The organism is Dermabacter sp. HMSC08H10, assembly GCF_001807585.1.
GTDB lineage: Bacteria > Actinomycetota > Actinomycetes > Actinomycetales > Dermabacteraceae > Dermabacter > Dermabacter hominis.
In genome coordinates this window covers 1-23,099 of record NZ_KV789428.1, presented here as the reverse complement: position 1 = coordinate 23,099, position 23,099 = coordinate 1, and the positions used below count along the sequence as shown (strand labels likewise).

The 23,099-nt window shown below is 60.9% G+C and carries 14 protein-coding genes and 1 tRNA gene; 8 read left to right on the top strand and 7 right to left on the bottom strand.

The annotated features are described in order from the left end of the window. Positions 1-5 precede the first annotated feature (5 nt). A complete protein-coding gene (guaB, locus tag HMPREF3176_RS07835; protein ID WP_016663899.1) occupies positions 6-1,502 on the top strand; it encodes an IMP dehydrogenase in 1,497 nt (498 codons plus the stop codon). A 9-nt stretch (positions 1,503-1,511) separates the two neighbouring features. Here guaB and HMPREF3176_RS07830 read toward each other — a convergent pair whose 3' ends face one another. Continuing rightward, complete coding sequence (locus HMPREF3176_RS07830) at positions 1,512-4,889, bottom strand: ABC transporter ATP-binding protein/permease (protein ID WP_070459528.1); 3,378 nt, start codon at positions 4,887-4,889, stop codon at positions 1,512-1,514. Between the two features lie 91 nt (positions 4,890-4,980). Between HMPREF3176_RS07830 and HMPREF3176_RS07825 the strand changes: the two genes are divergently transcribed. Both HMPREF3176_RS07825 and HMPREF3176_RS07820 read left to right on the top strand, forming a co-directional pair. After that, positions 4,981-5,685 (top strand): exonuclease domain-containing protein, encoded by a 705-nt coding sequence (locus HMPREF3176_RS07825; RefSeq protein WP_070459525.1) that lies wholly within the window; start codon positions 4,981-4,983, stop codon positions 5,683-5,685. A 10-nt stretch (positions 5,686-5,695) separates the two neighbouring features. Continuing rightward, positions 5,696-6,808: a GuaB3 family IMP dehydrogenase-related protein gene (locus tag HMPREF3176_RS07820; RefSeq protein WP_016663902.1), complete on the top strand. Its 1,113-nt coding sequence runs from the start codon at positions 5,696-5,698 to the stop codon at positions 6,806-6,808. Positions 6,809-6,870: 62 nt separating this feature from the next. Here the strand turns inward: HMPREF3176_RS07820 and HMPREF3176_RS07815 are convergent, their stop codons facing one another. Together HMPREF3176_RS07815 and pta are read right to left on the bottom strand one after the other, a co-directional pair. Continuing rightward, positions 6,871-8,067 carry an acetate/propionate family kinase gene (locus tag HMPREF3176_RS07815; RefSeq protein ID WP_070459654.1) on the bottom strand — a complete coding sequence of 399 codons (1,197 nt, stop codon included), beginning with the start codon at positions 8,065-8,067 and terminating at the stop codon, positions 6,871-6,873. A 39-nt stretch (positions 8,068-8,106) separates the two neighbouring features. Beyond that, positions 8,107-10,167: a phosphate acetyltransferase gene (gene pta / locus HMPREF3176_RS07810; RefSeq protein ID WP_070459523.1), complete on the bottom strand. Its 2,061-nt coding sequence runs from the start codon at positions 10,165-10,167 to the stop codon at positions 8,107-8,109. An 82-nt stretch (positions 10,168-10,249) separates the two neighbouring features. Between pta and HMPREF3176_RS07805 the strand changes: the two genes are divergently transcribed. Genes HMPREF3176_RS07805 through guaA form a run of 3 tightly spaced genes read left to right on the top strand, consistent with a single transcriptional unit; the run spans position 10,250 to position 13,147 of the window. Then, complete coding sequence (locus HMPREF3176_RS07805) at positions 10,250-11,101, top strand: SURF1 family protein (protein WP_070459520.1); 852 nt, start codon at positions 10,250-10,252, stop codon at positions 11,099-11,101. A gap of 35 nt (positions 11,102-11,136) precedes the next feature. Then, positions 11,137-11,517, top strand: coding sequence for a DUF3817 domain-containing protein (locus HMPREF3176_RS07800; protein WP_016663906.1), 381 nt, complete (start codon positions 11,137-11,139; stop codon positions 11,515-11,517). A 25-nt stretch (positions 11,518-11,542) separates the two neighbouring features. Beyond that, positions 11,543-13,147, top strand: a complete 1,605-nt coding sequence (gene guaA, locus HMPREF3176_RS07795) for a glutamine-hydrolyzing GMP synthase (protein ID WP_141742393.1) — start codon at positions 11,543-11,545, stop codon at positions 13,145-13,147. 350 nt (positions 13,148-13,497) lie between these two features. On the opposite strand, the gene HMPREF3176_RS07790 is transcribed toward guaA, so the two are convergent. Beyond that, positions 13,498-14,487: a GNAT family N-acetyltransferase gene (locus HMPREF3176_RS07790; protein ID WP_070459514.1), complete on the bottom strand. Its 990-nt coding sequence runs from the start codon at positions 14,485-14,487 to the stop codon at positions 13,498-13,500. Positions 14,488-14,537: 50 nt separating this feature from the next. Continuing rightward, the gene (locus tag HMPREF3176_RS07785) at positions 14,538-16,049 is read right to left on the bottom strand and encodes an MFS transporter (RefSeq protein ID WP_168161966.1); all 1,512 of its coding nucleotides are present in this window, start codon (positions 16,047-16,049) and stop codon (positions 14,538-14,540) included. Between the two features lie 457 nt (positions 16,050-16,506). Between HMPREF3176_RS07785 and speC the strand changes: the two genes are divergently transcribed. Further along, complete coding sequence (gene speC, locus HMPREF3176_RS07780) at positions 16,507-18,684, top strand: ornithine decarboxylase (protein ID WP_070459508.1); 2,178 nt, start codon at positions 16,507-16,509, stop codon at positions 18,682-18,684. Positions 18,685-18,753: 69 nt separating this feature from the next. Next, entirely contained in the window at positions 18,754-20,160 is a 1,407-nt protein-coding gene (potE, locus tag HMPREF3176_RS07775) for a putrescine-ornithine antiporter (RefSeq protein WP_070459505.1), read from the top strand. 851 nt (positions 20,161-21,011) lie between these two features. On the opposite strand, the gene HMPREF3176_RS07770 is transcribed toward potE, so the two are convergent. Together HMPREF3176_RS07770 and lysS are read right to left on the bottom strand one after the other, a co-directional pair. Further along, positions 21,012-21,085 (bottom strand) — tRNA-Lys (locus HMPREF3176_RS07770). Between the two features lie 203 nt (positions 21,086-21,288). Continuing rightward, a complete protein-coding gene (lysS, locus tag HMPREF3176_RS07765) occupies positions 21,289-22,851 on the bottom strand; it encodes a lysine--tRNA ligase (protein ID WP_256365633.1) in 1,563 nt (520 codons plus the stop codon). Positions 22,852-23,099 lie beyond the last annotated feature (248 nt).

Sequence of the window (23,099 nt, the reverse complement as noted above, 5' to 3'; positions counted from 1 at the left end):
GGATCATGACGAATGATCCCTTCGGTTTTGTTGGCCTTACCTACGACGACGTGCTGCTTCTCCCCGGGGAGACGGACGTCATTCCCAGCGATGTTGATACGACCTCGCGCCTCACGCGCGAGATTAGCTTGAGGGTGCCCCTCGCCTCCGCCGCGATGGATACCGTGACCGAGGCTCGCATGGCGATTGCGATGGCGCGCCTCGGCGGTATTGGCATCCTCCACCGCAACCTTTCGATTGAGGATCAGGCCCACCAGGTCGACCTCGTGAAGCGTACCCAGACCGGTCGCATCCCGAATCCCGTGACCATCGGTCCGGAGGCGACTCTCGAGGACTTCGATGCGACGTGCGGCAACTACCGAGTTTCGGGCCTGCCCGTCGTCGATGAACACGGGAAGCTTCTCGGTATCTGCACGAACCGCGACCTGCGCTTCATTCCCGTCGCCGAGTGGGCGAGCACGAAGGTTGCGGACGTCATGACCCGCGAGGTGTACACGGCACCCACCGACGTGAGCCGCGAGGAGGCAACGGCGCTGCTGCGCAAGCACAAGCGCGAGCGTCTTCCCCTCGTCGACGAGAACGGGACGCTCACGGGTCTCATCACCGTTAAGGACTTCGTCAAGAGCGAGCAGTTCCCGAATGCCTCGAAGGACGCCGAGGGGCGCCTGCTGATCGGCGCGGGCGTGGGCTTCTTTGGCGATTCCTACGAGCGCGCCGGTGCGCTGCGCGACGCGGGCGTCGACGTGCTCGTGGTCGACACCGCGAATGGTCACGCGCGCCTCGCCCTCGACATGATTCGCCGACTCAAGGCTGATAAGGCCTTTGACGGCGTTCAGATCATCGGCGGTAACGTCGCAACCCGCGAAGGTGCCCAGGCCCTGATTGACGCGGGCGTGGATGCCGTCAAGGTTGGCGTGGGCCCGGGCTCGATCTGCACGACTCGCGTCGTCGCCGGCGTCGGCGTCCCGCAGGTCACGGCCATTTATGAAGCCTCGAAGGCATGCAAGAGCGCGGGTGTTCCCCTCATTGGCGATGGTGGCCTGCAGTACTCGGGCGACATCGCGAAGGCTCTCGTTGCCGGTGCCGATACCGTGATGCTCGGCTCGCTCCTCGCGGGCACCGCCGAGTCGCCCGGCGAGGTGATCCTCATGAACGGCAAGCAGTTCAAGAGCTATCGCGGCATGGGCTCGCTCGGCGCGATGGCCTCGCGCGGCAAAAAGTCCTTCTCGAAGGACCGCTACTTCCAGGCGGATGTCGAGACCGACGACAAGATCGTGCCCGAGGGCATCGAGGGAACTGTCGCCTACAAGGGCGCGCTCGGCACCGTCGTGCACCAGCTGACGGGCGGCCTCGCGCAGTCGATGTTCTACGTGGGCGCCCACACGATCCCCGAGCTCAAGGAGCGCGGCAAGTTCGTGCGCATCACGGCGGCGGGTCTCAAGGAATCACACCCGCACGACATGGCGCAGATCGTCGAGGCGCCGAACTACCGCGCCCGCTAAAGCCTGGGGCTATTCGGCGCGCAGGGCCTCGACCGGGTCCTGTCGCGCCGCCCTCCCCGAGGGGATCACGCCCGCCAGTACGGTGAGCAGCACCGAGATTCCCACGAGGATCACTCCCGCTAGTGGCGGGAGGCTCGCAATATTCTCGACGTCGAATTTCTGCTCAACGATGATGTTCGCTGGAATGCACAGCAGAAGCGTGATGCCCACACCAATAAGGCCCGCGAGAAGCCCCTCGATGACCGTTTCCGCATTGAACACGTGGCGGACGTCGGCCTTTGACGCCCCTACCGCACGCAGGATGCCAATTTCTTTACGCCGCTCAAGCACGGAAATGTAGGTGATGATCGCGATCATGATCGACGAGACCACGAGCGAGATCGACACGAAGGCGATGAGCATCCACGTGATCACGTTGATAATGCTCGTCACCGAGCTCATGAGCATCCCCACCATGTCGGTGTAGACGATCTCCTTCTTCTTCTCGCCCCGCGCCTTGGCCTGCGCGTTGTAGGAGTCGAGAATGGCCTTGACCTTGTCCTTGTCCTTGAAACTCGCCGGGTAAATATCGACTTGATCGGGACTCGTGCGGTCTGCCCAGCCGAGCTTTTCGAGATTGTCCTCGTAGCTTGCCGCGCGCGTCGACACCATCGTCGACATGAACGCAGCGAGCTCTTCCTTGTCCATGTTCATTTCGAACGCATCGGCGAATTTCTCCGGATCGACACTCATGGCATTCGCGAAATTCTCGCCCATCGTGGACATCGCGTCATTGATCTGGCGTTCAATCTCGCCCTGGAGTGCGCTCATGTATTCCTGCATCATGGAGCCGATCGCGTTCGTCAAATATCCGCCGATGGCCTGCTGAATTTGGCTTGCGAGGGCGCCGCCTAGCTGGGTGGAGAGCTGCTCGGCGATGGCGTTCGAGAGATCGTTGCTGACCGCGGAGGAAACGTCCTTGAGGGCCGGGTCGTCGCCGAGGGCCTCGAAAAGTTGCTGTTCAAGTAGCGCGCGATCGACCACCTTGTCGGAGCTCGAAATCTCGTCTAGTTTCCCTTTGACCTCGTCGGTCTGCATGTACTCAAGCACGACCTCGGCCGTGTCCCGATCGGGAATCTGGTCGCCGTCGGAATCCGCATGCGCCGCGTAGTACTCCTGAAAGCCCTGGATGAGCGCGCCCGCCTCGCCGCTGAGGTACGCGCCGGCACCGGGCCGGATCACGTCGCCCTCAAGCGCCTTCGCGAGCGCGTCCTGGAGGTCGATATCGGCGAGCTGGGGGTAGCGCGCGGTGAGGCCGGCGAGGTCGAGGTCCTGGGGATCCACGGTTGGGGGTCCGACGGTTACCGCGCCCGGGTCGAGGCTCGAAAGATCAAGGTCGCTCATATCGAGTGCGCCCGGATCGAAGCTCGGCGCGGGAATCGAGCTGAGATCGAGACCGCTGAGGTCCATCTGGAGCTTCGACTCGTCGATCTGGAATGCGCCGCGGATCTTCTCCTGGTCGACCGTAAACAGGGAGCTCATGTCGAAGTCGTCGCCCTGATCGTCGTTTTTGAGTTCGTCGAATGTCTTTCCGGTGAAAACGTCGACATCGGGATGCGCCCGCTGCTCGTGGACGATCTCCGACTGGGCAGCTTCGGTAATGACCTGGTCCGTGAGGGCGGGGAGGTAGGAGATGCCCTGCTGGAGCGCGCCCATGTCCTCGCCTTCGTTGGGCCGCACGATGCCGACGATCGTGAGGCGCTCGCCTTTTTCGATCTTCTCGCGCATGAAGTCGGCATCGCCGCTGCGGTCGATCCACGTGCCGGTGTCGTCGTTGTGGGTGTAGGTCTCGAAGGCGTTGACGCGCGAGAACTCGGTGCCGATGATCTGGTCGTAGGTGTACTCGCCGGGTTTTGTGGAGGTTTTGTCTCCCGAGGTGCCGTCGGAATCTCCCGATGCTCGTCCCGCCTGCGTGTTTTCCATCATCTCGTCGAGTTTCGCGTGGTCCTTGAAGCCGAGCGTGTACTCGTATAGATCGGGCATTCGGCCATTTTCGTCGAGGACGAGCACGAGTTCGTGCGCGTTTGTCGGCCAGCGGCCGTCGAGGACCCGGTATTTCGAGGTGTAGAGCGCGGTGTTTTCGGGGAGCTGACGGAAAGCGTTCATCGAGAACATCGCGCTCGCGGGACTGAGCGAGAAACCCCCCGAGTATTGCGAAAACGCCTGTTCCGGGTGAACCTGCACGGGTTTGTCGGTGTCGAGCGCGAAGATTTGAGGTTCGGCCGCATACGAGTATTCGATCGCCTTGGCGTAGGAATTGATTCCTCCTCCGTTGGCGTCGAAATACTTCTTGAGGGAGGCGAGATCGTTGGTGCTCGTCGAGTTCATGGAGCGCGTGTACATCTCAACGGCGCGCACCGTGTTCGCTTTTTCTTCGCCCTTGGGCTTGGCGTTCGCGAGTCCCGATTCCATCGAGACCCCCGTTTTTTGGATGCTGAGCGGGTAGTTCGCGAGAGCGTTTTCCTCGGTTTTGGCGATGTAGCTGTTGACGCCGTTCGCGAGCGCGAGAATCGCGGCGATACCGATGATGCCGATCGAGCCCGCGAACGAGGTCATGATCGTGCGGCCCTTTTTCGTCATAAGGTTGTTGAAGCTGAGCATGAGTGCCGTGAGCGGCCCCATGCGCGTGTTGCGCGTGGGCTTCGCTTCGCGCGTCTCCTCGAGGGCCGGGTCGAAGGGATCGGAATCACCTACGACGTTGCCGTCGGCAAACTCGACGACGCGGGTTGCGTATTCGTGGGCGAGCTCGGGGTTGTGAGTGACCATGATGACGAGGCGATCGCTCGCGACCTCGCGAAGAAGGTCCATGACCTGCACGGACGTGGCGGAGTCGAGGGCACCCGTGGGCTCGTCGGCGAGAAGAATCTCGGGGTCGTTGATGAGAGCGCGTGCAATAGCTACTCGCTGCATTTGCCCGCCGGAAAGCTGGCTCGGTTTCTTGTGCACATGTTCGCCAAGGCCCACTTTGGCGAGCGCATCGAGGGCGCGTTTGCGGCGCTCGGATCGCCCGACGCCCGAGAGCGTGAGAGCGAGCTCAACGTTCGCAAGGACACTCTGGTGGGGGATGAGGTTGTAGCTCTGGAAAACGAAACCGATGCGGTTGTTGCGGTAGCGATCCCAGTCGCGGTCCCTGAAGTTTTTCGTCGAGATACCGTCGATGACGAGGTCGCCGGAATCGAAGTGATCGAGGCCGCCAACCACGTTGAGCATCGTGGTTTTGCCGGATCCGGATTGGCCGAGGATCGCGACGAACTCGTTGTCACGAAACGCGACGCTCACGCCGGCAAGCGCGACCTGGGTAAAGGTGCCCGTCGTGTAGGACTTGGTGATGTTGTGCAGTTCGAGCACGGCTCTCCATGGTTGCTCGCGCGGAGGGGGTCTTTCCCTCATCCTACGGCCGGCCACGTTTAAATGTCCCACCCCGACGTAGGCTTGTGACATGAGTTGGATTGACGGCCCGATGCTGGGCTTTGATACGGAAACCACCGGCACGGATACCGCGAATGATCGCATCGTGACCGCAGCCCTCGTGTTCTCCACGGGGCCGGGCCGCGAGGGCGAAACTGTCGCGACGTGGCTCATCAACCCAGGCGTGGAGATTCCCGAGCAGGCCTCGCGCGTGCACGGCATCTCCACGGAACACGCGCGCGCCTACGGCATGGAGCCTGCGCCCGCCCTCGAGGAAATAGCGGTGCGCATCGTTGAGTGCCTTGAGCAGGGCGCGCCGATTGTCGCGTTCAACGGTGGCTTCGATCTTTCGATCATCGAAGCGGAGCTGAGCCGCAACGGCCTGCCCACGCTCGAGGATCGCCTCGGCCGCGCGATTGCGCCTGTCGTCGATCCGCTCGTGCTCGATCGCGGGCTGGATCGCTACCGCAAGGGCAAGCGCAATCTGTCGACTCTCATGGAGGTGTACGGGATCGAGGAGCCCGAGGGAAACATGCACACGGCAGATGTCGATGTATCCATGACCCTCGATGTTCTGCGCGCCATGGCGAAGAAGCACACGGTCATTGCCGAAAGCGATCTCGCCGAGCTCCATAAGAAGCAAATCGAGCTTCACCGCGCATGGGCCGAAAATTTCATCGACTATCTCAAGCGGCAGGGCAAAACACCAGACGTCAATCCCGTATGGCCTCTGTAGACTGGAAACCGTGCAGAACGAAATCGAAATTGGACGCAATAAGCGAGGCCGTCGCACCTACGGCCTCGACGATGTAGCCGTGGTGCCCTCCCGCCGCACGCGGGATCCGGAGGATGTCTCAACTTCGTGGCAGGTTGATGCCTACCACTTCGACATCCCGATCTTCGCGGCCCCCATGGATTCCGTGATGAGTCCCGAAACGGCGATCCAACTCGGCCAGTTCGGTGGGCTCGGCGTGCTCGATCTCGAGGGCCTGTGGACTCGCTACGAGAACCCCACGCCGCTCCTGGAGGAGATTGCGCGCCTCGACCCGAAGGATGTTCACCACCGCATCCGCGAGATCTACTCGGAGCCGATTAAGCCGGGCCTCATCCGTGAGCGCATCACGCAGCTACGCGAAGCTGGTGTGGTCGCGGCTGGTTCCCTCTCGCCGCAGCGCACGCAGGAACACTGGAAGAGCGTCGTCGATGCGGGCGTCGACATCTTCTTCATTCGCGGCACTACTGTGAGCGCCGAGCACGTCTCGGGAAACCGCGAGCCGCTCAACCTCAAGCGCTTCATCTACGAGCTCGACGTCCCCGTCATCGTGGGCGGCTGCGCAACCTACACCGCGGCCCTCCACCTCATGCGCACGGGCGCGGCGGGCGTTCTCGTGGGCTTCGGTGGCGGCGCGAGCCAAACCACGTGGGAAACCCTCGGTATTTCCGTGCCGCTCGCCTCTGCCGTCGCGGATGTCGCCGCGGCCCGCAGGGACTACATGGACGAATCCGGCGGCCGCTACGTGCACGTGATTGCCGACGGTGGCCTCGGCCGTAGCGGTGACATCGTCAAGGCCATTGCGTGCGGGGCCGACGGTCTCATGGTCGGTGCCGCGCTCGCACGAGCCACGGAAGCCCCCGGCGGCGGCTTCCACTGGGGCAGCGAGGCACACCACCCCACGATGCCGCGCGGGCACCGTGTCGAGGTCGGCCAGGTCGCGCCACTCGAGCAGATCCTGTTCGGCCCCGGCCTTTCTGCCGATGGCACCACGAACCTCGTCGGCGCGCTTCGCCACGCGATGGCGACGACCGGCTACACGGACCTCAAGGAGTTCCAGCGCGTCGAGGTCGTCACGACTCGCTGATACCCTCCACGAAAAATGGGGCTCGCCATTGTCGGCGGGCCCCATTTTCTGTGCGGTAATCGTCAGCCGCGCGCGACCTCGAGAGTTTGCTGCGCGATCGCGAGCTCTTCGTTCGTGGGGTACACGACAACGGTGACCTTCGATTCAGGCGCCGAGATGATCCACGGTTCCTTCTTACGCTGGGCGTTTGCTTCCTCGTCGAGGATGATCCCGAACTCCTCGAGACCCTCGAGGGCGCTCGAGCGGGCAAGCGAAGCGTTCTCGCCGATGCCCGCGGTGAACGTGATGACATCGAGCCCACCGAGGATGAACGCGTACGCACCCACGTACTTCTTGACGCGGTGAGCCCACATACCGAGCGTGAGCTTCGCGGCTTCGTCGCCAGCCTCCACGGCGGCGGAAATGTCGCGGAAGTCGCTCATGCCGAGCTGGCCCATGAGACCGGACTTCTTGTTGAGAAGCGTGTCGACCTCCGCGGGGTCCATACCGGCCTGGCGGCTGAGGAGCGCGTACACGGAAGGGTCGATGTCGCCAGAGCGGGTGCCCATGACGAGGCCCTCGAGCGGGGTGAGACCCATCGAGGTATCAACGGGCTTGCCGTTCTTGACGGCGGAGGCAGAAGCGCCATTGCCGAGGTGCAGGACGATCTGGCGGAGGTCTTCGCCTTCGCGGCCGAGGAAGCCCGGCACGCGAGAGGAAATGAACTCGTGGGAGGTGCCGTGTGCGCCGTAGCGGCGAATCTTGTACTGCTCGGCGACCTCCTTGTTGATCGCATACGTGTATGCCTCGGGCGGAAGCTGCGTGAAGAACGACGTGTCGAACACGACGACGTGGGGAAGGTTCGGCAGGAGCGCGCGTGCACCGTTGATGCCGTCCACCGCCGCGTAGTTGTGCAGGGGCGCGAGGGCACCGAGCTCGTGGATCTGGTCGCGGACCTCGTCGGTCACGAGGGTGGCTTCGGGGAACACCGCGCCGCCCTGGACAACGCGGTGGCCAACGGCGCTCACGGTCTCCTCGGTCAGCTCAACGCCAACCTTCGCGAAGAGCTCCTCGACGACCTGCATGCCCTTAACGTGATCGGGGATCGAGCCCTCCCACGTTTCTTCCTTGTCTCCGGCCTCGATCGAGGCGTTGCCCGTGGGCAGCGTGATGCGCTCGACGATGCCGGAGGCGGTCACGTGATTCGAGGTGGGATCGATGAGCTGGAATTTAATCGAGCTCGAACCCGAGTTGATCACGAGAACGTTGCTGTTGGTCACGGTTTCTCCGTTCGTAGTCAAGAAGGGGCTCTTCGCCCGTCAGTTCTGGTTCTGCGCCTGGATCGCGGTGATCACGACGGTGTTGATGATGTCCTCGACGAGCGCGCCGCGCGAAAGGTCGTTCACGGGCTTGTTGAGTCCCTGGAGGACGGGGCCGATCGCGATCGCTCCGGCGGAGCGCTGTACTGCCTTGTACGTGTTGTTACCGGTGTTGAGGTCGGGGAACACGAACACGGTCGCGCGGCCTGCAACGGCCGAATCGGGAAGCTTGGTCTTCGCGACTGAGGCGTCCACGGCGGCGTCGTACTGGATCGGGCCCTCGACGTTCAGGTCCGGGTGGTTTTCCTTCACGAGCGCGGTCGCTTCGCGAACCTTGTCGACGTCGGCCCCCGAACCGCTCGTGCCCGTCGAGTACGAGAGCATCGCAATCCGCGGATCCACGCCGAACTGCTCGGCCGTTGCGGCGGACTGAGCGGCGATGTCGGCGAGCTGCTCGGCGGTCGGGTCAGGGTTCACGGCGCAGTCGCCGTACACGAGGACGCGATCCTCGAGCGCCATGAGGAACACGGAGGAGACGACTTTCGCGCCCGGCTTCGTCTTGATGATTTGAAGCGCGGGGCGGATCGTGTGGGCGGTGGAATTAACGGCGCCCGAGACCATGCCGTCGGCGTAGCCCATGTGGACCATCATCGTGCCGAAGTAGGAGACGTCCTGGACGGTGTCTCGCGCCTGGTCGAGGGTCACGCCCTTCTTTGCGCGAAGACGCGCAAACTCTTCGGCAAACTTCTCGACGAGCTCTTCATCGTGCGGGGACACGATGCGGGCTTCGGCGATGTCGTGGCCGAGCTGTACAGCCTTCTGGCGGATCGCGGTTTCGTCTCCCAGCAGCACGAGGTTTGCAACGCCGCGGCTGAGGATCGCCTCGGCGGCTGCGATGATGCGCGGCTCATCGCCCTCGGGAAGCACGATCGTCTTCTTCTCACCCTGCGCGCGGGCAATCAGGTCGAACTGGAACATCATCGGTGTCACAACGTCGCTCTTTGCGAGGTTGAGCGCCGAAATGAGGTCGGTCATCGCAAAATTTTCGGCGACGAGGCGGCGGGCCGCGTCGATCTTTTGCGGCGTCGAGGTGAGCTTGCCGTCGATATTGCTCGCGGCAACGGCGGCCTCGAAGGTGTTTTCCTCCGTCACGATGATCGGCAGGTCGCCCGTGCCGAGGGTCTTGATTTCCTCGGGAAGGTCGTAACCGCCCGTGAGCACGAGCGAGCTGAGCGACGGGAACGTGCCCGACTGCTGTGACATGAGGATGCCCTGGATGAGATCGTGCCGGTCGCCGGGGGCGATCACGGTGCTCGACTCGTGGAGATTCTTGAGCACATTCGGCAGCCCCATCGCGGCCACGACGATGTCGAGCGCGACGCGATCGAGAAGCTCAGGCGCACCCTGGACGACCGTGCCGTTCACGGCATCCTTGATAGCGTTCACGCTCGGCGAGTAGACGATGTCCGATTCGGGAAGGGCAGCGGTGATCACGCCTTCGGGAAGAACCTTCGCGATCTCTTCGCGGCTTGCGGGCAGGTCCTCGTCCGCGGCGCGGTTGATGACGACGGCGACGGGGGTCGCGTGGTTCTGTGCAAACTCGTGGAAGGCGATCTGGGCGACCGTCGCGGCCTGCTGCGGATCGCGGCGGCGTGCGCTGACGACCAGCACAACCGGCGCGCCGATATTCGCGGCCACGGAAGCGTTGAAGGCGAGTTCGGTGGGGTTTGCGAGTCCGTTGTAATCGGAACCGAGAACGAGCACCGCTTGATACTTCTCGCGCAGCTCCTGATAGCGGCGCATGATCTCTTCCTGCGCCTTTTCGGGATTGGAGTTCACGAGGTCGTAGGTGACGCCGAGTGCTTCGTCGTAGCCCTGGCTGATGCCCGGGTGCGAAGTAAGGAGTTCGACGGCGGCGTCACGCTCGTGGCGCGAATCAATAATCGGCCGGAACACGGCGACGTTCTCTGACGTGGCGACGAGGGCTTCAAGGAGGCCGAGGGCAACGGTGGACTTGCCGGAGCGTCCTTCTGACGAGGTTACATACACACTGTGAGACACGCTTTCTAGGATAGGGCGAGCAGTTGGACGCTGCCCGGGAACCGAGGGCCCATTCGCTCAATCTCACGCCTACACTTAAGGAATGCTTCGCGTCGCTCTCCGCCCCAAGTTCCTGGGCCTACTCGCCCTCATGGCAACAGCGACCCTCGTGTGCGGTCTCCTCGCGAACTGGCAGTTCGAGCGAGCAACGCGAGCCCTCGACGCCCGCGAGGAAACAACTTCCGCCGCGCCCGTCCCGATCGAGGAGCTCATGGACGCGCATGCACCTGTCACAAACGCGGTCCAGGGTCGCCTCGCGTCATTCACGGGAGAGTTCGTGGCCTCGGAGCAAGTGCTCGTGCCCGGCCGCGAGATCGACGGCTACGAGGCCGCCGTCGTCGTCACAAACGCACGCATCACTCAAGGGCCGCTTCGCGGCACATCCATCCCCGTCGCGCGCGGTTACACGACCGCCCCTTCGAGCGAATGGGGTACCCTTCCCGAGCCGCCCACCGGCTCGCACGAAATAGTCGTGCGCCTCGAGGCTTCCGAGGAGGCGAGCGGCACCGTGCACCGCGAGGGCGATGGGGGCGTGGCGACCGTCGGAACGCTTTCCTCCACCCTGCTCGTGAACGTGTGGGAGGGGCCCATGCTCGCCGGGTACGGGGCCCTCACGAACGAGGCGCGTCAGTACATGGCCGGGCCGGGGGAGTCCGACGGTGCGAGCGCAACCGCTGCGGACGCGTGGCGCGACCTTGGGCCGCTTCCCGCCGCACAGTCGAGCTTCACGAGTGGCCTCAACCTCCAAAACTTCGGATACATGCTCCAGTGGATCCTCTTCGGCGTGTTTTTCCTCTACATCTGGTGGCGAAGCGTGCGCTCCACCTACCTTGATGAGCAGGCTGAGCGTAGGCTCGAACTCGAATCGCGGCTCGCCGGCGAAACCTCGGACTAGCCGCCACCGCCCCAACCATGCCGCAAGGAGGCCCCGTGGCTCGCAAGCCGCTCAATGACACTCAAATCCGCACGTCGATGGCCCGCTTCCGGGTCGCCTCGATCGTGGAAGGTATCGCCCTGCTCGTGCTCGTCGCGATCATGATCATGCGTTACCTCGTGTACGGGGGCCAGAGCGATCTGTGGGCGACGATTTCAAAGACGTGGAGTCCCATCCACGGCCTCATCTACATGATCTACGTCGTGCTCGCCTTCGATCTGTGGAGCAAGATGCGCTGGGGCCTCGAGCGGATGCTCCTGCTCATGTTCTTCGGCGTGATCCCCGTGCTGAGCTTCTTCGGCGAGCGCTGGACTCACGCCAAAGTCGAGCGCGATCTCGCCGAGCGCCCCACACTCGGCGATGCGGCGGACCAGTAGTACGCGCATTAGGATGGAGAGCGTGATGAACGACAACCAGCTCAGCACCCAGCAAGATCCGGTCCTCGTCGTCGATTTTGGTGCGCAATACGCGCAGCTCATCGCGCGCCGGGTCCGCGAAGCGAACATTTACTCCGAGGTCGTCCCGAACTCGATGAGCGCGAGCGAAATCCTCGCGAAGAACCCCAAAGCGCTCATCCTCTCCGGCGGTCCCAGCTCCGTGTATGCCGACGGCGCCCCGAAGCTCGACCCCGCGCTCCTCGAGGCGGGTATCCCGGTACTCGGCCTGTGCTACGGCTTCCAGGCGATCGCGCAGGCCCTTGGAGGCACGGTCGCCCCTACGGGCACGCGCGAGTACGGCGCGACCCTGCTCACTGAAATTCAGGGCGATTCCGTTCTGCTTGCCGATCAAGACCTCAACCAGAACGTGTGGATGAGCCACGGCGACAGCGTTCACGAAGCCCCCGAAGGCTTCGACGTGATCGCCGTTTCGGCGGGCTCGCCCGTTGCCGCATTCGAGAATCGCGAACGGCGCATCTTCGGCGTCCAGTGGCACCCCGAAGTCAAGCACTCCGAGCGCGGCCAAGAAATCCTCGAGAACTTCCTCTACCGCGGCGCCGGCATCAAGCCCGAATGGACGATGTCCAACGTCATCGACGAACAGGTCGAGCTGATCCGCGCCCAGATCGGTGAAGACGGCACCGCCATCTGCGCCCTGAGCGGCGGCGTCGACTCCGCCGTTGCCGCGGCCCTCGTGCAGCGTGCGATCGGCGATCGCCTCACGTGCGTGTACGTCAACCACGGCCTCATGCGCCTTCGCGAATCCGAAGAAATTGAGCGCGCCTTCAGCGGCTCGACGGGCGGCGCGAAACTCGTCGTGGTCGACGCAGAAGAGCGCTTCCTCGAGGCGCTCGCGGGCGTCACCGACCCCGAGCAAAAACGCAAGATCATCGGCCGTGAGTTCATCCGTGTATTCGAGCAGGCCCAGGAAGATATTCTGCGCGAGCAGGGGGTTGTTGACGGCGACCAGGCCCGCCGCAAAGCTTTCCTCGTGCAGGGCACCCTGTACCCGGATGTTGTTGAGTCCGGCGGTGGTGATGGCACCTCCAACATCAAGAGCCACCACAACGTTGGTGGGCTTCCCGACGATTTGACCTTCGAACTTGTGGAGCCGCTTCGCCAGCTGTTCAAGGATGAGGTGCGCACCGTCGGCACCCAGCTCGGCCTGCCTGACGAAATCGTGTGGCGCCAGCCGTTCCCCGGCCCGGGCCTCGGCATTCGCATCATCGGCGAGATCACGAAGGAGCGACTCGACACGCTTCGCGCCGCCGACGCTATCGCCCGCGAAGAGATGACCCTCGCCGGCCTCGACCGCGACATTTGGCAGTGCCCCGTCGTGCTCCTCGCCGACGTGCGCTCCGTTGGCGTGCAGGGCGATCACCGCACGTACGGCCACCCCATCGTTCTTCGACCGGTGACGTCGGACGACGCCATGACCGCCGACTGGGCGAAGGTTCCCTACGATGTTCTGTCGAAGATCTCGACGCGCATCACGAACGAGGTTGATGGCATTAACCGCGTCACCCTCGATGTGACGAGCAAGCCGCCGGGCACGATCGAGTGGGAGTGATCCCGCGGTAGTAAAGGGCTCGTTCCTTTTTGGGGAGCGGGCCCTTTGCCATGCCCAGGGGGAGTTTCCCCGACCAGCGCATTGGGGAGCCTTGTAGTCGACTTTCCTTGGCTCCGGGTTCCTGGGCTACCGGGGTCGCCTCGTTGCCCACTTTCCGCCGCCTTTTTCGAAGGTGGTGACGAATCGCCACCTCACGTTGATATTCGGGCCCCTGACGCCGTTTTTCACCACATCCGCAGGGAAGAAGACGGCCGCGGGGTGAGGGGGAAGCGGGGTGAGGGTGAGGGAGGGATAACGGGGCGCAGCGGGGCGAGGGGTTGCAGCGGGTAAAGGTGGGGCGGTGCGAGAGGCTAGAGAGTGATCTCCTTGTGCCACGTCTCCTTGAGGAAATCCTGGCGCCAATTCATCTTCTCGTAGGCGAGATTTGCCCCCGTGGGAGAATCGGCGTCCACAAAAAGCTCGCCCCGGCCATAGCCGTGTTCCGTGGCAAGCAGGTAGAAAGCATCGAGCAGCGCGTGCGCCGCTCCCTTGCCGCGACCCTCGCGCGTTACGCCGAGATACTCCACGTGGGCCGTCTTCGACTCGGGAAGCCACGACGTCATGAGCGTGCCGATCACCATCGGTGCCGAACCATCCGCGGGAACGAGCTCAGCCAAAAGATCGCGGTCCCACTCGTGATGCGCATACAGATCCGTGCGCTCGCACCACTCGTCGAAGCTCTCCTCGAAATGATTGAAGTGATCCTCAAAAGCATGCTCAAGAGCAGCGTGGGCAGCGCGGCGATCCTCAACGTCGGCAAGAGTGCGAACGCGAACATTTGCAGCCACGCGGGGAGCCAGGGAAGCGTCGGACCCCCGCTCCTTGATTTCCTGCACACGCGCGGGGATGTCCTGGTCCATCACCACCCAGGTGCGCGCTTTCGTAAAGCCGGCGTCAGCGAGAGCCTCCGCGCGGATAAAATCACCCGGGCCGACCTCCGTGACGATCACGAAGCCCTCCTCGCCGCGCTTCTCGCCAAGCATGCGGGCCTGCTTCTCGATCCACTCCAGGCAGCGCGCGGCATGCGCGATATAGAACTCATCGCCACGACGTACCGCCCACTTCGCATCGATGCGGCCCCGAGCGTGATCGTGCACCATCGCGTACGCCACAACCGGTGCCGGTTCCTCGCCGGAGCCGCGTGATTCGCGGATCACCATCGCGGGGTGCCCCGCCTCAATCGTGTTGATGAGGTCGGTGCCGTCGAACACCTCGGAAGGATCAGAGGCGCGCAAAAGATCCCTAGCAATAAGGGCGATAGCGGGGTAATCGGCGGGGGTGGGAGTATCGACGAAAGCCATGGCTTCAGCCTAGAGCAAAGACCTGCACCAAAACTGTGTTGAAAAGTCCATTACTGCAGGTCAGAGGACTCCTGCGGGGGTTTTGCGCCGAGCTTGTCCTGAAGCCTCAAATGCAGCTCGGCGCGCATGCCACGCAGCGCAATAATGGTCGCGGCAAAGGCCGCAATGCCAGCGAGATACATCGCGGCATTCTGCCCATCAACGAACGACGCCTTTGCAAGATTCCAGGCCATATCCGGGTTCGCAGAATTGCCGGGCTCGGCCAGTACCGTCGCTGACCCGATCGTCTGCTTAGCCTCCTCAAGCACCTGATCCGAAATACCCATGCCGCCTTCGCGCGAGGACAGGGAGAGGCGATAAGCGAGCATTCCCACGCCACCAAGAACCGCAGTGCCGAGCGCCCCGCCAAGCTCGTACGCCGTTTCGGAAATTGCCGAAACGGAGCCGGCCTCCTTGTCCGGGGCCGACGACAGAATCGTGTCGTTCGTGAGCGGCTCCGAGAACCCGATACCAAGACCGATGAGGAACGTGCACAGGAAGTAGAAGAACGGGTTGAAGTGGACGGTCACGAGCAGCGGCACCGAAAGGCAGCCCATGCCGCACGTGAAAAGGCCGAGAGCCACAAGCTGGTTCGACCGGAACTTTCGAGCAAAGATCGGGGAGATGAGCGCGCCAAGAATCGTCGCCACAACCATCGGAAGCGCCCACAGGCCCGCCTCGATCGGCGAAAGTCCCGAAACAACCATGAGGTATTGCGGGAAGAAGAACAGCGTGCCAATCGTGATGAAGTACGCGATGCCGTTAATGAGTGTTGCCGAGCGGAACGTCGGCTCCGAGACCACATCCACGTCGAGAATCGGGTTCGCGACAACGTACTGGCGACGCCAAAAGAGCGCGAGACCCGCCGCACCAGCGACCAAGAGGCCTGCCTGCCAGATCGCGAAATCGTCAATGAGGAGCTTGAAGCTCAGCACGAGCGCAAAGATCGACGCGATCAGTAGCACGGGGGAGAGAAGGTCGATGCGCTCGGCCTCCTCGAGGTCTGACTCGGGAACGTAAAGCCTCGCGAGGATCACGAAGACGATCACGATCGGCACGTTAATAAAGAACACGTACCGCCAGTTCGCGACCTCGAGCAAGATGCCGCCGAGAAGCGGGCCAATCGCACTACCGCTAGAAAATGCTGCCGACCACAGTGCAAGCGCGAGACGCCTCTCCGAACGCTTCTGGAAAATGTGGCGGATCATGCCGAGCGTCGACGGCATGAGAGTCGCACCACCGAGTCCCTGGAGGGAACGGCCCACGATCAGCATGAGCGACGAGGTGCTAAAGCCCGACAAAATAGAGGCCGCGCCGAAGAGGGCAGAGCCCCACATCAAAAGACGAAGCCGCCCGAAACTGTCGCCGAACTTGCCCATCACAATGAGCAGGCACGCGAGCACAAACGAGTACGAATCGACGATCCACAGAAGTTCATTTGCCGACGGATGGAGATCCTGCGAGATGCCCGGGAGCGAGATGCTCAGAACCGTGACATCGATACTGATCAGGAAAACTGGCAACAGAACGACAGCTAGGGCAGCCCAGCGCGCTCTCCACGACATTTCTATACACCGTCTTAAATCTTTAGTTTATGGATCCAGTATATCTGACGCGTGACTGCTTGGCCCGCAAGTGTGGGGAACATCGTTATTGGGGTGTGTGGTGGACCACCTCTCAGGGCTGGCGACTCGAGCATCTGCGCGGAGGCGTTCCCGACGGCGGTCGATGACCTTTACTAGCGGTCCCAGTGGGTGACATGGACGGCACATGAGGGCGCGGAAGCAGATTTGGGGCGGCGGCTGTCAACTTTGTCCATTTTGCGGGACCAGTGTCCTGGTGCTCGGGTGTCATCTATGTGAGGATTTCACTAGGCCTTGAGACCTAGAACCCGGGCTGGGTAGCCCTCTAGGTGAAAGGTTGAACAATGCAGTATATCCGTATCGTTAGAAAGGGCCCCGGCTCTGCCGAGGGATTGAAGTGAAACACGGAAACGTAGTTGTTAGCGACTCGCTCGCTGAAAGTTATAAACGTTGGTTCCCAACTGAACGCCAGGTAGTTGCTCTTAGCGAAACTGACCTCACCGATGCTGCTGTGGTCGTGCTGTCCGAAGAGGATGTTCAAGACGGTAAAGGCAAAGAGATTGTAGAACTCGGCTGGGGTCTCCCGGTTATTGCGTGTGTCTCGGCCGACCGTAAAGATCTTATCGGTAAGGGTGAAATCGATGATGTGATCACCAAAGACCGCATTCAGAGCGATTATTTCGCACGTAAGGTTGAGAAATTTGCTCGCCGTTACGACCGCGAAATTCTCCCCCCGTTCTTCGAAGCTCTGGTTGACTACCGTGACCTTGGCAACTCGAACTTCCCGAGTCCTGGCCACCACGGCGGTCAGTACTTCCGCCGGCACCCAACAGGTCGCCGGTTTTTTGAATTTTATGGCGAAAACCTTTTCCGCACTGACCTTTCCAGCTCGGACGTCGCGCTCGGCGACCTTCTGATTCACGAAGGCGCCCCCGAAGAAGCCCTCGACCGTGCAGCTGAAGTTTTCCACGCTGACGACACTTGGTTCGTCCTGAACGGCACCTCTTCATCCAACAAGGTTGTTCTCAACGCTCTCCTCGCGCCGGGCGATGTCGTCCTGTTCGACCGCAACAACCACAAGTCGATTCACCACGGCAGCCTCGTCATGGCCGATGCTAAGCCTGTCTACCTTGAAACCGAACGAAATGCGTTCGGTCTTATCGGTGGTATCGACGCACACTGCTTCGACGAAGCCTACATTCGCGAGCGCGTCGCGAAGGTTGACCCCGAGCGTGCCAAGGCTGAGCGACCCGTTCGCCTCGCCGTGTTCCAGCTCGGCACCTACGACGGCACCATCTACAACGCTCGACGAGTTATCGATAAGATCGGTCACCTTTGTGACTACGTCCTGTTCGACTCCGCTTGGGTTGGCTACGAGCAGTGGATCCCGATCATGAAGCAGTCCTCGCCGATGCTTCTTGACCTCAACGAGAACGATCCCGGCATCATTGTGACCCAGTCTGTCCACAAGGGTATGGCGGGCTTCTCGCAGGCTTCGCAGATCCACAAGAAGGACAACCACATCAAGGACCAGGCTCGTTACTGCGATTCCGATCGCTTCAACAATGCATACATGATGCATGCCTCCACGAGCCCGTTCTACCCGATGTATGCGTCACTCGACGTTAACGCACGCATCCACGCAGATGGCTCTGGTGAAAAACTTTGGGCTGAGGCGCTCAGGGTTTCGATTGAAGCCCGCAAGATGATCCTGAAGGAATGCAAGTACATTCGTCCGTTCCTCCCGCCGACCGTTAACGGTGTTAAGTGGGAAGACACTCCGACCGAAGAAATCATGGCGAGCCGTGAGTACTTCGAGTTCAAGCCGGGCGAAACTTGGCATGGATTCCCCTCGTACCGCGAAGGCCAGTACTTCATCGACCCGATGAAGTTCCTTCTCACAACTCCCGGTGTTCGTAACACTGAGGACGGTTACGAGTATGAGGACTTTGGCGTTCCGGTCAATATCCTCGCTAACTACCTGCGTACGCTCGGTATCATTCCTGAAAAGTGTGACCTCAATACAATCCTCTTCCTCATCACGCCCGCAGAAACTCTGCCGAAGATGCAGGAACTGGTTGCTGCACTTGTTCAGTTTGAACAAATGCTGGACGAGGATGTACCGTTGGCCGAGGTGCTCCCGCGCGTTTATGCTGAAAACGAAGAGCGCTACCGCGGCTACACCATTCGCCAGCTTTGCCAGGAGATGCACGACTTCTATAAAGAGCGTGAGGTCGCGAAACTTCAGCGAGCAATGTTCCGTGAAGAGACCCTGCCGAAGAGCGAAATGAGTGCACGAGATGCGAACACCGCCCTTATTGCGGGGGATGTTGAACTCATCCCGCTCAGTGAGGCAGAGGGTCGAATCGCAACCGAGGGCGCATTGCCTTACCCCCCGGGCATCATTTGTGTTGTTCCCGGTGAGGTATGGGGTGGTGCCCAGCTCAAGTACTTCCTCACCCTTGAAGAGGGCATCAATGTGCTTCCCGGCTTCGCACCGGAGCTCCAGGGTGTGCACATGGTGAATGAAGACGACGGCTCTACGCGTGCATACGCGTACGTGGTCAAAAACTAATTAATTTGTCAAAGGGGTGGGGCCGCGGCGGTCCCGCGGCTCCGCCCCTAGACTATGGAGAATTGAAACATGAACGATAAACCAGTTCAAAAGAAAATGGGAGTTGTGCAGTTGACCATCCTCACGATGGTTAACATGATGGGCTCCGGCATTATCATGCTTCCTACGAAGCTTGCTCAGATCGGCACAATCTCGATCCTTTCTTGGATTGTCACCGCCGGCGGTGCGACGATTCTCGCGTACTGCTTTGCAAAGCTTGGTCGTTACAGTCGAAACGCCGGTGGCATGGGCGGCTACGCCGAATATGCTTTCGGTAAGTCCGGCTCGTTCATGGCCAACTACACCTACATTCTTTCGCTCGGTATTGCGAACATCGCGATCGCGATTTCGGCTGTTGGCTACGGCCTCACGCTCTTCGATATCGATACTTCAGGCATGAGCAATGGTCCCCTTATCGTGGGTGGTCTTGCCATCGCCACCATGTGGCTTGCAACCGTGCTCAACTTCGGTGGTGCCAGCATCACTGGCAAGATCGGCTCCATCACCGTTTGGGGCGTTATCGCACCGGTGCTCGGCATTTGCATCATCGGCTGGTTCTGGTTCTCGCCGTCCACATGGGCCGCCGCCTGGAACCCGCATGACCTTGGGTTCTTCAAGGCAGTTTCGTCCTCGATCGCAATGACCCTTTGGGCCTTCCTCGGTCTCGAGTCCGCTTCTGCGAACTCCGATGCCGTTGAAAATCCCGAGAAGAACGTTCCTATCGCGGTTATGGGCGGTACTCTCGGTGCTGCAGTTATGTACATCCTTTCGACCAACGTTGTCGCCGGCATCGTCAACCACGAGGAGCTCGCTGCATCGAACGGTCCGTTCGGCCTTGCCTTCGCACACATGTTCAACCCGGTTGTTGGACGCATCATCACTGCACTCATGGTTATTGCCTGCTTCGGCTCGCTCCTCGGCTGGCAGTTCACCATTGCGGAAGTTGCCCGCTCGATGGCGAAGGTTGGGCAGCTGCCTAGGATCTTCAACCACGTGACCAAAGCTGGCGCGCCGATCATCGGTATGTGCATCATCACCGGTCTGCAGACTCTCCTCTCGTTCTTCACGATGAGCCCGAGCCTTGCTGAACAGTTCGAGGTGCTTGTCAACCTTGCAGTTATCACCAACCTGATTCCCTACCTCCTTTCTATGGGTGCGGTCAAGATTCTGCAGAAGCGTTCTGGAGTTCCTGCAGGCAAGGCACGCGCAGTGAACGTGCTCGCATTTATTGCGGCTCTCTACTCGCTCTACTCCCTCTTCACCGCTGGCGAGCAGGCCATGATGGGTGGAGCGCTTGTCACCTTCTTCGGTTGGACCCTCTTCGGTGTCCTCGCTCCGCGACTGCTTGACGGGGGCAAGGATGATGATGCCAAGGTTCACGACGAGATCGAACAGGCTAAGCAAACCAACTCCGGCCTTAATCCAGCGTCGGCCTGATCGAGCATGGGTCTAACGGGTTTGTGCCCGGCTCTATATGAGTGTCAGGACTGAACCCATATAACTAACTGCCGCCCCGCTTGCTAGCAGCTCCTGCAAGCGGGGCGGTTTTTTGTGCCTGGCTTTTTGGGATACTCTCGCTTCGTGCTTTGCTAAAACGATGCGAGCTGCCTCTCCCACCTAACGGGCGGTGTTGGAGCCGGTAGAGCTGGAGACCGTCGCCACCGGTGTGCGTTTGTAGCTGTGATCGAATCGAAGGCGTTTGGCATCGGCGTCACTAGCTGTCAGCGAATGAATGGATTTGTCAACAGAGTTCAGCATTCTCTGGTGTCTAGGTGGATTCCTAAGCCATTCTGGTTGCCGAAACTAGACGAAGCACTAAGTTTGTGCAGTGTGCCAGATCCGCCGGGACGCTGTTGCCTTGCAAAACAGCAACGGAATCGTGGGGCGTCGAAAATGCTCCATGGGAGGCGATTCCTGGTCGATGACTGCCGTATGCAAGCACGTGTGTATAGTCCATACAGGAGCCACAGGTGGCTGTAGACCCCTGCGTCCGAGCGGACGGCCACAACGCCGCTGCGGTAGTCGTTCGCGCAATGCCGTAAACCTCTTGAGAACTCCTTTGCCTTGAAATGGCTAGTGTTGGCGGAAGCGAAGTGGTGGCATTGAGCCTCGGGGCAGTAGCGAGAAACTCGAGTTTTTGGTCTCGTTGTGAAGGTCAAGCGTTGTGCCAACAGGACACTATCGATGAGCAAGCATAGGGATGTGGCTTTCGAATACGTGTGAGGCGTCCACGGGTCGGTGGGTAGCCAACATAAAGTAATCCCCACCTGGGAAGGTGGGGATTACCGTGCGCCATCAGGGATTCGAACCCCGGACCCACTGATTAAGAGTCAGTTGCTCTAACCAACTGAGCTAATGGCGCGATTATCTGATTATAGCAGAAGTCTGCGGTTATTTCTACGTCTTCGATCTTAGGGCTGATTCGCGTTTGTATGCGAGTTCCGGCTGGCTATATTCAGTAGTGACCGGGCCACCACAGGGGCATAGATGCCGGCCTGTGGTGGCCCGGGGTCAAGGCTCACGAAGCTAATGGCTATTAATCCACTGCTTGAGCCCCTTGGATTCCTAGTTCTCGATGGGCTTGATCAGCGGGAAAAGGATGGTTTCACGGATACCGAGACCGGTGATGGTCTGGAGTACACGGTCGATGCCGATTCCCATGCCGCCTGACGGAGGGAATCCGTATTCCATGGCGTCGCAGAAATCTTCGTCGTAACGCATTGCATCTTCGTCGCCGCCAGCTGCAAGCTGCGCCTGCTGCACGAACCGCTCCCTTTGGATAACCGGATCAGCAAGCTCGGAGTAGGCTGTGCCGATTTCCGAGCCACGGATGTAAAGATCCCACTTCTCCACGACGCCCGGGCGGTCGCGGTGATCGCGAGTGAGCGGGCTCGTCTCGACTGGGTAATTCATGACGAAAACGGGATTGTAGAGCTCTTCGGTGGGGATCAGATGCTCCCAAATTTCTTCGACGAGCTTTCCGTGGCCGAGCGTCTCTTCATCCACATCTACCTCAAACTTGCGGGCGAGTTCGCGAAGGTGCTCGGCGGAGGTTTCAGGAGTGATCTCTTCCCCTGCATAGTGTGAAATGCTCTCGTAGAGGTCGATGCGCTTCCATTCGCCACCGAGGTCGAACTCAGTGCCGTCATCGAGGGTGACCAAGGTTGAGCCGGTTGCCGCGATGGCTGCGTTCTGGATGAGTTCTTGTGCCAGATCGGCCATGACGTTGTAGTCGGCGTACGCCTCGTAGCACTCCAGCATGGTGAACTCGGGGGAGTGCGTCGAGTCCGCTCCCTCATTGCGGAAGTTGCGGTTGATCTCGAATACGCGGTCGAGGCCACCTACAACGGCACGCTTGAGGAAGAGCTCAGGAGCGATACGTAGCGAAACCTGCATATCGAACGCGTTCATGTGCGTATCGAAGGAACGCGCGGATGCACCTGAGGGCACAACCTGGAGCATAGGCGTTTCGAGCTCGATGTAGTTACGCTCGCGGAAGGTGTCGCGCAGAGCCTGGATCACACGAGTTCGCAAGCGTGCGATGCGCTGTGCCTCGGGGTTGACAATGAGGTCGACATAGCGACGACGCATTCGCATTTCGTCGCTGAGGTCGGTGTGGAGGTTCGGTAGTGGGCGAAGCGACTTCGAAGCCATTTCCCAACGGTCAGCGTAAATGGAAAGCTCGCCAGTCCTGGAGGTGCCGATTTCTCCGTGCACGAAGATGTGGTCACCGATATCAACGAGGCGGTTGAAGTCTTCGAATGCTTGTTCGCCAACTTCATTCTCCACAAGCATTGACTGCAAGCGTGAGTGATCCCCGGCCTGGAGAACGGCGAAAACGAGCTTGCCGGTCTTGCGGATGTGGACGACACGTCCAGAAAGGCCGACTATGTCGCCGGTCTTTACTTCGGAGCCTTCAAGTTCACCGTGCTTTTCGAGGACGGCCTGAATCGTCGTGGTGTTTTCTACACCAACGGGGTAAGGCAGACGCTCCTGCTGCTTGAGCATGTCGGCCCGCTTGCCCATGCGCACCGCGCGTTGGTCAGCGGTAGTTTGGGTCTCGACGCCCGCTTGGGGGCCAGCATTGAGCTCAGACACGATGATCTCTCTCTCTTGATGTTGTGACATTGTTCCTAGGTAAGGAACAAAGTCAGTGTAACAGCAAATCTGCGCGGCTGTGTTGCCTGTCTTACTGTGTATTGGCTTCTCAGTTAGTTTCCCGGGGAACGGTTTTCTTCGCCTGGATATATGGAAATAGGGAAATAGGCCGCTGGTCTTTATTTGCGGTGAAGCTGCAATTTGGTCGGTGAACCTCTTGGCCACGAAAGCGCACATAAAGGGGGCGCCCGCGTGGAAAGCTAGCATTCCACGCGGGC